10 protein-coding genes, 1 other RNA gene and 1 pseudogene are annotated in these 11,128 nt (G+C 48.2%); 3 read left to right on the forward strand and 9 right to left on the reverse strand.

The window, feature by feature from the left end; all coding sequences use genetic code 11:
• Positions 1-34 precede the first annotated feature (34 nt).
• The 4 genes from G9X48_RS16155 to G9X48_RS16170 all read right to left on the reverse strand — a co-directional run bounded on the left by G9X48_RS16155 (position 35) and on the right by G9X48_RS16170 (position 4,076).
• Positions 35-1,465 (reverse strand): glucosyltransferase domain-containing protein, encoded by a 1,431-nt coding sequence (locus G9X48_RS16155; protein ID WP_166499964.1) that lies wholly within the window; start codon positions 1,463-1,465, stop codon positions 35-37.
• Position 1,466: 1 nt separating this feature from the next.
• The gene (locus G9X48_RS16160) at positions 1,467-2,378 is read right to left on the reverse strand and encodes a glycosyltransferase family 2 protein (RefSeq protein WP_097567422.1); all 912 of its coding nucleotides are present in this window, start codon (positions 2,376-2,378) and stop codon (positions 1,467-1,469) included.
• Complete coding sequence (locus tag G9X48_RS16165; RefSeq protein WP_105629629.1) at positions 2,375-2,737, reverse strand: GtrA family protein; 363 nt, start codon at positions 2,735-2,737, stop codon at positions 2,375-2,377. The genes G9X48_RS16160 and G9X48_RS16165 overlap by 4 nt, the downstream gene beginning before the upstream one ends.
• A gap of 901 nt (positions 2,738-3,638) precedes the next feature.
• Complete coding sequence (locus G9X48_RS16170; RefSeq protein ID WP_105629628.1) at positions 3,639-4,076, reverse strand: hypothetical protein; 438 nt, start codon at positions 4,074-4,076, stop codon at positions 3,639-3,641.
• Between the two features lie 295 nt (positions 4,077-4,371).
• On the opposite strand from G9X48_RS16170, the pseudogene G9X48_RS16175 reads away from it, so the two are divergent.
• A pseudogene (locus tag G9X48_RS16175) lies at positions 4,372-4,566 on the forward strand (DUF4113 domain-containing protein); the annotation flags it as partial.
• Positions 4,567-4,590: 24 nt separating this feature from the next.
• Here the strand turns inward: G9X48_RS16175 and G9X48_RS16180 are convergent.
• Entirely contained in the window at positions 4,591-4,782 is a 192-nt protein-coding gene (locus G9X48_RS16180; RefSeq protein WP_105629626.1) for an AlpA family phage regulatory protein, read from the reverse strand.
• A 33-nt stretch (positions 4,783-4,815) separates the two neighbouring features.
• Here G9X48_RS16180 and G9X48_RS16185 point away from each other — a divergent pair, with 33 nt between their 5' ends.
• Complete coding sequence (locus G9X48_RS16185) at positions 4,816-5,115, forward strand: excisionase family DNA-binding protein (RefSeq protein WP_208091290.1); 300 nt, start codon at positions 4,816-4,818, stop codon at positions 5,113-5,115.
• An 84-nt stretch (positions 5,116-5,199) separates the two neighbouring features.
• Here G9X48_RS16185 and G9X48_RS16190 read toward each other — a convergent pair whose 3' ends face one another.
• The 4 genes from G9X48_RS16190 to G9X48_RS16205 all read right to left on the reverse strand — a co-directional run bounded on the left by G9X48_RS16190 (position 5,200) and on the right by G9X48_RS16205 (position 7,689).
• Positions 5,200-6,081: an NYN domain-containing protein gene (locus tag G9X48_RS16190; protein ID WP_105629625.1), complete on the reverse strand. Its 882-nt coding sequence runs from the start codon at positions 6,079-6,081 to the stop codon at positions 5,200-5,202.
• Between the two features lie 179 nt (positions 6,082-6,260).
• Positions 6,261-6,476, reverse strand: a complete 216-nt coding sequence (locus G9X48_RS16195; protein WP_347877707.1) for a DinI family protein — start codon at positions 6,474-6,476, stop codon at positions 6,261-6,263.
• 303 nt (positions 6,477-6,779) lie between these two features.
• Positions 6,780-7,143: a transfer-messenger RNA gene (gene ssrA, locus G9X48_RS16200) on the reverse strand.
• 345 nt (positions 7,144-7,488) lie between these two features.
• Positions 7,489-7,689, reverse strand: a complete 201-nt coding sequence (locus tag G9X48_RS16205) for a hypothetical protein (protein WP_007850235.1) — start codon at positions 7,687-7,689, stop codon at positions 7,489-7,491.
• Between the two features lie 62 nt (positions 7,690-7,751).
• Between G9X48_RS16205 and G9X48_RS21540 the strand changes: the two genes are divergently transcribed.
• Entirely contained in the window at positions 7,752-11,126 is a 3,375-nt protein-coding gene (locus tag G9X48_RS21540; protein ID WP_279537498.1) for an Ig-like domain-containing protein, read from the forward strand.
• Positions 11,127-11,128 lie beyond the last annotated feature (2 nt).

Genomic DNA, 11,128 nt, shown 5'->3' on the forward strand with positions numbered 1-11,128 from the left:
AGATATTTTCTGGGTGGAATTCCACCCAGAATTTTTAATTTTTAAAATCTATGAGTATAACTTCGTCTTTTGATCTTACATCAAAGAGTGGAGATTGAAATTTTAACTCGTAGCTAGCTAAGTTTTTAACGCTATCATTCCATTTTTCGTTGTCGCATGAACGTAAGTCAAATCCGTAGTTGTTCATGTAAAAAACCATCCATGACAAATAATTTTCAGCATATACAGGTCTAATTCCCTTCATGAAAGGGAATTTTGAGGATATAAGTCCTTCGTTTTTGTTTTCTGGCATCACTCCATTTACTGCGAGGCACTTGGTGCTTTCATTCACGTACATAGAGGCTGTGTAGGCTACATTCTCGTATTTTTTTTCCATATCAGAATAAACGCCACAGAACGCAGATACTGCTGATAGAGTATAGCATATAGATATGACTGCAAAAACAGTAAATACTCTAGATAAAAATACCCCTAACTTATTTTTAATTATAAATCCGCATGATATAGATATAACAATAAGGCTGACATACGAAGCCCCAAAAGATGTATACGCTCTGGCGTAATCAGGTGCTTTATGTAATATAAGAAAAAAAGAAGGTGTCGATAAAGTAACGATTAGTGGGCATACTAATATGGCAATATTTGTTAATTTATTTTTTTTATCTATTTCATGACTAAACGCAAGAATAAAACAAAGTGCAAAGCAAGCAAGCAGAGTGCCCGCATACATGTAAAACATAAATTGTGGAATGCTAGCGTTCAAGAAGTTATAATATAGATAAAGGTTATTTATTATTTCATTGGTGCTTCCTGCTATTTTTCCGTTACTTCCTGCATAGTCTCCAGCCACAAAAAAGTTAACTATTAAAATCTTATAAGCCGCAATTGAAATAATTGCTATACATCCCACTTTTAAAAAAGCACTCAAAGAGATATGCTTTTCTTTTACTGCTTTAACGAATATATAACAAATGCCTATAGATAAATACGCGCCAAATGATGGCTGATAAAGGCTAAGACAGGATATGATCATGATGATTTTAATAATGGCGTCATGCCTTTTGAAGCTTTTAACAGCGGCAAGGATGGACATCGCCAGAGACAAAGACATCGTTACATTGTCAAATCTATAAGCCGCGTTTGGAATGAAATTCCAGCTTATAAAAGATAAAGAAAATATGATGACGCCTTTAACCCCCAGTTCGCTTGGCGCAGATTTGACCGTTGAATAAGATAATAAAATTATAGATAAGATGTATGTATATGGATAAAGGTCAGTCAGCTTACCACCAAAGGAAATACCCTTAAATATAAGCTCCGCTAATGGCCGACCATCCACAGACCAATAGAAGTAACCTAAATTTAGTCTGCTAAGGTCGTCAAAATATTTAGGCCCCAGCAATATAAAAGGTAAAAAGAACAGCAAAGCAAGAGCTGTTGAAGTTACATTTATGCGGTTGTTCATGTCAATCCTTAATAATATACTTTGGTCTTTTTTTAGTTTCTATGTAAATTCTACCGACATATTCACCCATAATGCCAATGCCGATAAGCTGAACCCCCCCAAGGAATAGCACCGAAACAATGACGGAGGGGTATCCTTTAACTGGGTTACCAAAAATTAGCGTATCTAATATCATCCAGCCGCCATACAGGAAAGACATTGCCGACACGAAAAGTCCAATATATGTCCAGATACGAAGCGGCAATGTGGAGAAGCTTGTTATTCCTTCAAGGGCCAGATTCCACAACCTCCATCCATTGAATTTAGTCGTGCCCGCCACGCGCTCGGCACGGATGTATTCGACTACATCAGTTTTGCCACCAACCCATGAAAGTACGCCCTTCATGAATAAGTTGCGCTCAGGCAGTTGCTTGATGTTCTCTACCACCTCTCGACTCATGAGCCGGAAATCACCAACATTCTCTTCAATCTGTGGATTGCTGATTTTGTTGTGCAGCTTATAGAACATTTCGGCGCTCTTGCGCTTCAGTCGCCCATCTGTCGATCTGTCAGTGCGTTTAGCTAAAACGACATCTGCGCCAGCCCGCCAGCGTTCTATCAGCTGCGGGATGACCTCAATCGGGTCCTGCAAATCTACATCAATTGGAATAACCGCGTCGCCGGTTGCGTGGTCTAGGCCTGCGAAAAGGGCTGGTTCTTTCCCGAAGTTGCGAGTAAAGGACAAAGGCACGACTAACGGATCTGACACAGCCAGCGCGTTGATAATTGACTCTGTAGCGTCCTTACTTCCGTCATTGATGAATACGATTTCTACATCAAACGATTTAAGAAGCTCATATTCCCTGACGGTTTTATAGAAAATAGGGATAGTGTCTTCTTCATTGAAGACAGGAACCACAAGTGAAATCTTCATTTCGCTTCCCTGAAGACGATGTATTTCGAATAGATAAACCCGCACACCAGGCTTATAGCTGAGAACACGACCAGTGTCACAACTGGCGGGAGAGAGCATTTATCAGCAGCCCATCCAACAGCTGCGCTAAGCGACCCCATGAAGCCCACGTAAAGCATGTAGCGCGTAGTCGTGGTAGAGCTGTTAAAGGTGAATCGAGCATTAGCGAAGAAACTGAAACTAACTGCCACAACGAACCCGGCGAAGTTACCGAGAGCCTGTCCTGTGTGGAATACATAGATGCAAACAGCGAATACCACCCAATGAATGAGCGTGTTAATAACGCCTATAGACGTGTACTTGGCGAATGACTTTAACATTATTGAAATCAGTGAATTCGGAAAGGACAGAAGTGTAGCATTACAACGGATATTGATCGACACAACCAAAAATAAGACACCCGTTCCGGCTTTTTTTTGCTGTCTGTAGGCAGCCCACTTCGAAGGGATTTCTTTCACAAGCGAGAACGGCAGAAACTGGAAGCCAGAATTAGCAGGCTTGAGGATTTATTTTCCAGCAAATAGCTATTGCTTGTGCTTCCATAGCGAATACTCATCCCAGAGCCATATCGCTATCATAGCAACATCAATGCCGACAAAGCCCTTCGCAGAAGACATGCCTGTTAGCAACATCAGCAGGCATGCAATCCCCATCACTCTAATAAACCAGTGTCCAAATCTAGTAAATGTATTCATGGGATATGACCTCTTATGAAGACCAAAGGGTACAGTCACCTGAGCGCTTAATCAATATCAGCGCGATAGATCAATAGGCCGCTCCGTCTTGATCTCCCCACTTGATAAAACTACTGTATATCCAAACAGTATAATTTAATTGGGAGGGGATATGCCGCGCAGAGATGATATTGAATCGGCTTTCAGAGCCGCAATGGAGATAGAGAAGAGCTTCACGCTGTCAAGTGGATGTGGACGCTGAAAGAGGTGAACCGATGGATAAAGCTGAGTTCAGAACATGAGCGACAACTGCGGGAGAAATAGCAGCAAAATCAGCCTGAGGATTCAGCAAGTCAAAGCGCTGAAGCAGAGGGAAGAGAATAATTTGAAAAAAAGCCCGCACGGGCGCGGGCGTCAATCCCTTAGTCTTTTTATTAGATATCCCGCGTTCAAAGCGCAGGCACATAACATATCGGCAACATCGGCCATTACTTTAAATGGTCGGTCTTAAAAAGTTCTAGGTAAGCTCAATGCTAAAGATGAGTTCTTACAATCCTGGATCAGCTATCTCATTAATGAAATCACGAGTTTTCTCGTTGAAGCCTACCGCAGAAAAATGCATGACAAGATCATTTTCTTGAATAGTTACAGCCTCTTTACGCATGAATTCTCCAATGAGGTACCTTTTGCCCTCTGGCGTGTAGGCGTACCAGTACATGCCCATCCTGCTGTCGCAGTTCTGATACCAGCGGACTTTAACGCCATTAACGGTCATGCCTTGTGTTGGGCCACTTTGTGGGCATTCGAAAAAATTTCGTGAGGTAAGGTAAATGTTAAGATCGCCAGCAGAAGTTTTTCCGAGAAACATGTACCAGTTACCGTCGTCTGACATAACAGTTGGCTGATTATTTTTAGCTATATACCAGCCTTCTGCATAGGCAGGGGCAATGCAAATTAATAAAATTGCAATAATTAACTTACGCATATTTTTATCCTTTTGAAAGGTATGCCGGGTTTTCCAATGCATAATAGAGGCTAAGTTGCGGAAGAAAGTATTATAACTGGGTTGTTTTTTTTAATCTACCAAGTGAAATCTCACTATTTATTGCACTTTAGTCTTTATGAATAACCTAACTAAACGTTTTTACTCATACCTAGCGATATTCCCTGTTGCTCGAATACCGGAACGCAAATCTAGGTTGTGCTGACTTGCTGAGAAGATAAGTTATAGCCATTTTGTTTTATTGAGTTTAACGGCAGCCATAATCGCCGCCTCAATCCAGGGCGTGGCGCAGCTTAACCTTTTCGACGATAACGCACCGAAGCCAAACAGTGCCGCGCTGATGTCAGCAATGGACACGCTGAACATGAAAGACGGAAAGGGCACGCTGTATTTTGCCGGTCAGGGGATTACGCAGTCCTGGCAGATGCGGAGGGAAATGCTGTCGCCGTGCTACACGACGCGCCTTGCTGATGAGCAGCAACCTACAAAAAGGTATCTAATCATTTTGACGGCGTGTTTTTATCTGCTCCGCTATCCATGCATCTATTTCTGAAGATACCCACCTTGAACATCTTCCAAATTTCAACGGTTTGGGAAAACTCTCTTCTTTTATCCATTTGTAAATTTGGGTCTTTTTGAAACCGATGGCAGAAGAAATCTGTTCAATTTTCATCAAATTTATGCTCATTTGATAGTCTCCTTTTTACTGGTGGGGCTGATCATGGAAAAGCTAACTTTAACCAGAAAGCAAGCCGCAGAGTTGCTTGGCATATCTACGGCTACTGTTACTCAATGGGTTCTGGAGGGGAGACTCAAAGCCTACCGGGTCAGTGACAGGCCCAAGTCATCGTACTTGTTTATGAAAGAAGATTGTCTGACTGCTTTGTTAGCTGTGGAGGTAGAACCTACCAAGCTCAGGGACAAAGAGCGGAAGGTTGAAGCTGAGGCGGCGTTCACTCGAAGGCAGAAAGACGTGAATAAAAAGCTGCGCCGGATGCTTAACATGCCTGAAAATGAATAAAGAAAACCCGGCGCGGTGGCCGGGAGAGGAATTTTTAATATTTTTTTATAAGCAATAGATTATCGTAAATCGTGCAGGAAGATGTCAGGCGGTTTTTTTTCTTCTTGGTCTTCTTGCTGGCCTTCGAGGATTATTTATAGCAGACTCGTTTGCTGCTTTTTCAGTCTGGCGCTGTAATTTATTTCTTTTTCTTCTATCAATCATATCATCCCAACCATCAGGTTTGAAGGTAGGTTCGACTTGACAAGCCATTGATATTGCGAGAACAATGTTAGGGGATTGGACACCATCAACATGCTCGGATAGCGTTGGCGGAATATCTTGGTCTAAAGGATCCAATATAAAATCCACGCCTTTAATTCTTGCATGTTTTGCTGCGGGTACAAAATCTGCATCTCCCGCGACAAGAACAATCACATCAACTTGTTTCTCATGTGATAGAATCGTGATATCCATTCCGAGCTTAATATCTACAGCTTTTTGTTTATACTCGTAATGGAAATCATCATTTGTAAGGCTGTCCCAATTACGTTTGCCATCAAGTAGATCTTTGAGTGCATAATCATTTAATTGCCACTTGGCGTGGGACGATAAAACTCCCATCCGAAGAGCTGTCTTACGGTTTTTCCTCAGCTCCTCATGGAGTTCACTTCTCAAAATACTTCCAGGATCTTGTTTGAAGTTTTTGTTAGGCGCTGAAGTATGACCCTGCGGTTTGATTGGGTAACGAACCTGCTTATCCAACGGAGGGCAATCGTAATAGTAGATACGGTATAGCTCAAGCGGCTCACGATCTGCGTGGCTACCATGTGGAACTTCAATGTGATATTTGACTAATCGCCAAATGATTTTCAATAACTGTTGAGAGGTTAGGTTTAGGTCTAACCCTTTGAAGTGTTTGCGTTTTATGTGCTCAATTCGGCGGATAAAATAGCCGCCATCTATTAGAACAGCAGTCCTTTTCATCTGAATCCCCAAAAAAATAGCCCAGAACCATCGTGTAGACCCTAAATATTATCTACGGACGGTGCTGGGCTTGACGCGAATAAAGATAGATTACCTTAAAGGTAGAAGCAAGACAAAAAGTGCTATTTTTTGAATGTCAAGTCGGTGCTGATATTATATACAGTACAATAGAGATTAAACTAACTAGCCAAATCGTCACTAAGCCACATATCGGACTCTTCAAACATTTCCTCCAGCATGCGGTTGAGCTTTTCCCGATCGCTTTTGCTGGCATCGCTATTTAAGCCGTTTGCCTGCATCGGCTTCACCTTCACTTCGGCATCAGGAAAAATCTGGTGCACTCGCTTCGTCAGCTCGGCCAAGATGATTTCTCTGACCCCTTCAAGTCCTTCTATATTTCACTTGTCATAAACCAGTTCAACGAACATAAAATCCTTCGGAAATCACTGTGGTTCTATACAGTATTGTTGCTGTAAAAATAAACAGTATCAAGGCGAGCGCAGCGCGAGGGAGGGAAGTATTTTTGTTACCCTTAGTTACAAATAGAAAAACCCAAGACCGTGATAGCTGGGGTTCTTTTAAAGTGCACGCGCATTTCACGTGCATATTTTTGTCTTTTCTCGGTCTGCCTGCTGTCTGGTCAGCGTCCGTAAGTGGCTGTTTTTATTGCCGCTGTCCGGTTGCAGTCCTATCAAAAGTGGTGGAGCTGGCGGGAGTTGAACCCGCGTCCGAAATTCCTACATCCTCGGTACTACATGCTTAGTCCAGTCTTTACATTCGCCTGGCAGCTGCGGACGGACACGCCACTACCAGACTAGCCTGATTAGTTTTAACGCTTCAACCCCAGGCAGGGCATCCACGCGATCTCTTTTGGGTTTGACCTCTCTTGATCCCCGTCCTAAGAGCGGAGGCTAGGGAGAGAGGGCTCTAAGCAGGTTATTAAGCTGCTAAAGCGTAGTTTTCGTCGTTTGCGACTATTTTTTTGCGGCTTTTTACGAGGCCAACCGCCCCTCGGCATGCACCTTGGGTTTCGCGAATCCCGTCGAATCCAGAATCAGCCCCAAAAGTGTAACGCTAAGTATAACAGAGTTTACCCGTGCGTGACCAGTCCATATCGTTTCGCCTTCTGACTGCTGCATTTTTGACCTTATCGCTGAGTTCTCCGGTAGTTGCATAAAGCGAGAAGCCGCTACACAAAGAGTCGATATGTATAAGCGCATCATGTTAAATACCCCCTGGATTTCCAGGCAAATAAAGAAAATAGAAAATACGATATATTTTTACGTTTATTTAAGAACAGAATGATTAATTCATTTTGGATGATTTTATTTTGCACTAATAACGGGTGTGGAGTTTTTTTAAAATTCCAATACTTAGCAATTAATTAAGCGAGGTAGACCACATTTTTTATTCTGCAAGCCCTCTTTTTTTTATCATTTCTTTGCCAAACCGCACCGCGTTGCTTATACATTTTGATAAGGTTTTGTACACATAAACCGCTTCGTTTTGCGTTAAGTCGCTGTTTTTAGTCTTTTTTAAAGGTATTTCATAACGTTTCTGTAAATTAACCCTCCCCGCTGCCGCCCTGTCTGGTAAGGGGTAACCCATAAGTGTCCATTAATGAACACTTGTGCAGGGCTGTGTGCTTCCCCAGTCAGAGGAAATGAAGAATGGCCGTTCAAAATAGTCTTTCGCCTACCGTAGATATACTTAATCAGGATACGGGAAAAGTGATAACCCATTATTCAGAGAACGCAGATCGGGTGGTCAATTTATCCCAGACCAGCATTGTGCGAATAAATGCTTCTCCTGAAACGGTTAATTTTTATGAGCGGCAAGGAAATGACCTGATTGTCCATATGAAAGACGGGACAACGGTACGCTACCAGAACTTTTTCCATCTCGACGCGGAAGGTCAGCACAGCGAACTGATTTTTGAGGATGACAAAGGCGTACACCACGCGCTGTTCCCGTTCGCCTCTGAAGCGGGTCCGGCGGTTGCAGAAGCGATTACACCCACAATGGCTGATACGACGCTTGGCGCGCTCACCGGCGCTGAGGGGCTGACCACGCTGCAGGCGCTGGGCGGCATTGCGGCGATTGGCGGTATCGCCGGTGTGGCGATCGCCGCCAGCAACAGCGGCGGTGGTGGCGGCAACGATGATAACAACAACGGCGGCGGCGATAACGGCGGTGGCGACAATGGGGGCGGTGATAACGGCGGCGGCGACAACGGCGGTGGTGACAACGGCGGTGGTGACAACGGCGGCGGAGAAACCCCGGACCCGGCAGAAATCGCGCTCGATCCGCTTACCGATGACAACATCTTAAACGGCAGCGAAGTTCTGCAAAACCAGGTCATTAGCGGCACGGTAGATGCCGCTAACGCGGGCCGCACGATTACCGTCACGCTTAACGGTAACACTTACACCGGCGTTGTCGGGGCGGATGGCAGCTGGAGCGTGACGCTGCCCGCCAGCGCGCTGCAGGCGTTGCCGCAGGGGCTCAACACCATCACCGTGACGCTCGTTGACGTCAACGGCAACACGGTAACCCAGACGGCTGATATCAACGTCGATACTGTCGCGCCCACCCTGCAACTCACCCCGTTTACCGACGGCGTGCTCGGCGGTGAACAGGCCGCGACCACCCAGATCCTGCGCGGCTCGACTGGCGTCGCGGAAGAGGGGCAGACCGTCACCATCACGCTGAACGGCAAAACGTACACCGCCACGGTTGGCGCAGACGGCAGCTGGCAGGCCGCCATTCCGTCTGCGGATCTCCTGGCGTTGCAGAACGGGCAGCAGTATGTGCTCAGTGTGAGCATCACCGATCTGGCGGGCAACACCACCACCAACGAAACGCGCTTTACCGTCAACTTTGACCGGCCTGTACTGGCGGTGGATGATTTTACGGGCGATAACGTGCTAAACGGGGCAGAGCTTGCCACCGATCAAATCCTCAGCGGCACCACGCAAAACATCGCGGCGGGCACCGTGGTGACGGTGACGCTGAATGGCCAGAACTATTACGCGACTGTCGGCGGCGATGGCACCTGGCAGGTGACTATCCCGAGCGGCGATCTCCAGGCGCTGGCCAACGGCAGCGCGACGCTCACTGTTAGCGTGCCCAACGGCACCGGCGCGCCGCTCACCGTTACCGACACGCTGACGGTGGATCGCACCGTTCCGTCCGTCTCCATCGCCATTCTCTCAACCGATGACTATCTCAACGCGGCGGAGGCTACCCAGCCGCTGGAAATCCGCGGTTTTACAACCGTGACCGGCCCTGGTGCGCAGGTGACCGTCACGTTTAACGATAAAACCTACACCGCCGTGCTGGACAGCGCCGGTAACTGGAGCGTGCTGATCCCGCCAGCCGATCTCGCCACGCTGCCGGATGGCCCGCGCACCGTGACGGCGACCGTCACCTCCGGGAGTACTACCGCCACAACAGACCGTGTCATCAACGTTGAAATCAACGATTTGCCCGCGCCCACTATCGTCACGCCATTTGGTGATGGCGCGCTGAGCGCGGCGGATTTGCAGCAGAACCAGACGCTCAGCGGCAATACGGGCGTGAGCGGCAGCGGCCAGACGGTCACTGTTCAGATTGGCAACCAGACCTACACCACCACCGCAGGCACCGACGGCGGCTGGAGCGTGACTATCCCGGCCTCACAGCTTCAGGCGCTGCCGCCGGGGCAGACGCCCATCGTGGTGACCGCAACGGACGGCGCGGGCAACAGCGCCAGCGCCACATCAAGTGTGAACATCGACACCACGCCGCCTGCGCTCTCGCTCTATGCGGTGACCGATGACGGCAAGCTGAACGCGCAGGAGCTGACGACCAGTCAGGTGCTTTCCGGCAACAGCTCGGAAGCGGGGCAGACGGTCACCGTCACGCTCAATGGCAAAACCTACACCACCACCACCGGCAGCGACGGCAACTGGCAGGTAACGCTGCCTGCCGCCGATCTCGGTAATCTTTCGCCTGGCGCTAACCCGATTGTGGTCACGACCACCGACGCGGCGGGCAACACCGCCCAGATTACCGATTCGCTGAACGTGAAAACCGCGCTGCCCTCCGTTACCGTCACGCCATTTACCGGCGATAACGCGCTGGATGCGGCGGAGATCAAAACCGCGCAGCCGTTGCAGGGCAGCGTCACCAACGCCGAGCCGGGCAGCGTGGTTACCGTTGCGATTGGCGCATGGAACACCACGGCGACGGTAGACGCGGCGGGCAACTGGCGCGTGGATGTGCCGGCGGTCGTGCTGCAAGGGCTGGCGAATGGCGATAACAACATTCAGGTGAGCGTCACCGATACCTGGAATCAGACGACGACGATACAGGCACCGATCACGGTCGATACCGCAGCGTCCGGCGTCGCTATCAGCATTATCGCCGACGACGATTTTATTAACCGCACAGAAGCGGATTCACCGCTGACGATTCGCGGCACCAGCGCCGGGCTTCCTGCCAATACCGAAATCACCGTCACGCTCAACGGTATCACCTACACCGCGACGGTCGACGCTAACGGCAACTGGCAGACCACCGTACCGGCGGCCGATTTGCAGGGGCTGGCGGATGGCAATTATGAAGTGACGGCTACCGCGCAGCAGGGCGGCGTCAGCGACAGCCATACGCTGACGGTGATTATCAACAACCTGCCGGATACCACAATCGATCCGCTGTTTACCGATGGCACCTTAAGCCAGGCCGAAGCGGGCGTGGATCAGGTACTGACCGGCTCTACCGGCGTTGCGGGCGCGGGCCAGTCGGTGACGGTCACGCTTAACGGTCAGGCGTATCAGGGGACGGTGGATGCGAACGGTAACTGGTCGGTCACGCTGCCGTCCGGCGCGCTGGATTCCCTTACCGGTAATGATTCGCCGGTACCGCTGCAAATCGTTGTTCGCGACGCCGCTGGCAACAGCCAGACCACGACGACCGATTTTATCGTCGACGTTGACGCGCCGACGCTAACGATCAACCCATTCGCGCAGGATGACGCGCTGAATATCAGCGAAGCGGGCTAGGC

The organism is Cronobacter sp. HA18006, from assembly GCF_011605445.1.
GTDB classification, from domain to species: domain Bacteria; phylum Pseudomonadota; class Gammaproteobacteria; order Enterobacterales; family Enterobacteriaceae; genus Cronobacter; species Cronobacter sakazakii.

Bases quoted from the DNA above. Each gene is read 5' to 3' on its own strand.
- G9X48_RS16155 (WP_166499964.1), bottom strand. From the start codon at position 1,465: ATGAACAACCGCATAAATGTAACTTCAACAGCTCTTGCTTTGCTGTTC.
- G9X48_RS16185 (WP_208091290.1), top strand. From the start codon at position 4,816: ATGGAAAAGCTAACTTTAACCAGAAAGCAAGCCGCAGAGTTGCTTGGC.
- G9X48_RS16180 (WP_105629626.1), bottom strand. From the start codon at position 4,782: ATGAGCATAAATTTGATGAAAATTGAACAGATTTCTTCTGCCATCGGT.
- G9X48_RS16170 (WP_105629628.1), bottom strand. From the start codon at position 4,076: ATGCGTAAGTTAATTATTGCAATTTTATTAATTTGCATTGCCCCTGCC.
- G9X48_RS21540 (WP_279537498.1), top strand. From the start codon at position 7,752: ATGGCCGTTCAAAATAGTCTTTCGCCTACCGTAGATATACTTAATCAG.
- G9X48_RS16165 (WP_105629629.1), bottom strand. From the start codon at position 2,737: ATGTTAAAGTCATTCGCCAAGTACACGTCTATAGGCGTTATTAACACG.
- G9X48_RS16160 (WP_097567422.1), bottom strand. From the start codon at position 2,378: ATGAAGATTTCACTTGTGGTTCCTGTCTTCAATGAAGAAGACACTATC.
- G9X48_RS16205 (WP_007850235.1), bottom strand. From the start codon at position 7,689: ATGGGTTACCCCTTACCAGACAGGGCGGCAGCGGGGAGGGTTAATTTA.
- G9X48_RS16190 (WP_105629625.1), bottom strand. From the start codon at position 6,081: ATGAAAAGGACTGCTGTTCTAATAGATGGCGGCTATTTTATCCGCCGA.